Annotated in this window: 1 protein-coding gene; it reads right to left on the reverse strand. The window is 61.9% G+C overall.

Annotated features, from left to right (window positions below):
- Nucleotides 1-1,293, reverse strand: a 1,293-nt coding sequence (locus tag AOP79_RS11470; RefSeq protein WP_304512076.1) for a DUF7927 domain-containing protein, incomplete at its 3' end; no start/stop codon positions are given.

The following is a 1,293-nucleotide window of genomic DNA, read 5'->3' on the forward strand; positions in this document are numbered from 1 at the left end:
TCCGGCACCTTCGTTGGAGATCACGACGGTGTACGTCACATCGTCACCGGGGCTTGCCACGGCAGGCGCAGCGGTCTTGGAAATGACGAGCTCACCCACGGGCGTCGACACGGTGCAACCGGGCTCCTCGCCGGTCACACATGTGGACTCGGGCGGCCCCTGTACGCCGTTCGTCAGCGTCAGGTCGACATCGTCGGGCAAGGGATCCAGGATCGTGACGGAGTACGTCACGGTCACGACCTCGTCGACGGCCAGCTCGCCGGACCATTCCAGCATCGAACCAGAGATCGTGGCCTCGGTCGGAGGCCGTGCCCCATCATCGTCAACGACCGACACGATCGTCGGGTTGTCCGCGACAGTGAGGACGTCGGACAGGTCATCACTGAATGAAGCAAAGTCCGGGTCTACGTAATCCGCGGTTCCGGTGTTGGTGACGACGACGGAATAGGTCACAGTCTGGCCCGGAACAGCGACATCCGTATCGGCGTCCTTGTCGAAGGTCAGCTTGTAGATACCCGTGGTGGTCGAGCACCCGGCGTCACCCGGTTCCACACACGACGATCCAGGTGGTCCTGTCACCAGGTTGTTGAGTTCCGCACCATCGTCGAGCCCGGTGTTCACTGTCACCTGGTACTGCACGGTGACGGACTCGCCTGCAGCCAGGTCTCCGGTCCAGGTGATCGTGACATCGTCGTCGTACGATGCGCCGGGGTCAGTGGGCGGTGTCACGAAACCGACCCAGGCGGCGTCGTCGAGGACGTCCGTCAGATCATCGGTGACCGTCACGTCGGTCAGGTCACCGGTGCCGATGTTGGCGATCGATACCGTGTAAGAGACGGTGTCGCCAGGGGCAGCCGATGAGACATCGACCTGCTTGTCGATCGCGATCTCGCCCACATTGGTGGTCGTGGTGCACTCGGGTTCCGTTCCCTCGCTGCAGGTAGATTCGGGCGGGCCAAGCACCAGGTTGGTCATGGTTGCAGCCACATCGTCAGGCAACGGGTCTTTAACGTCGACGGTGTACGTCACCACGACGGTTTCACCCACCGCGAGTTCACCAGTCCATGTCAGCGTCAGCCCCGAGATGACGACTTCATCCACGGGCCGTGACTCGTTGCCCTCCACCGACACGACGGTCAGGTTCTCCGCCACGGACAGCACTTCGTCAAGGTCATCTACGAACGTCGCGAATTCTGGGTCAACGTACGCGACGGAGCCCGTGTTGGTGACGGACACCGTGTATGTCACGGTTTCTCCAGGGACTGCCACTTCTGTCGATACGGCCTTGTCAAT

Source organism: Demequina sediminicola (genome assembly GCF_000975055.1).
In the GTDB taxonomy this organism is placed as follows: Bacteria; Actinomycetota; Actinomycetes; order Actinomycetales; family Demequinaceae; genus Demequina; species Demequina sediminicola.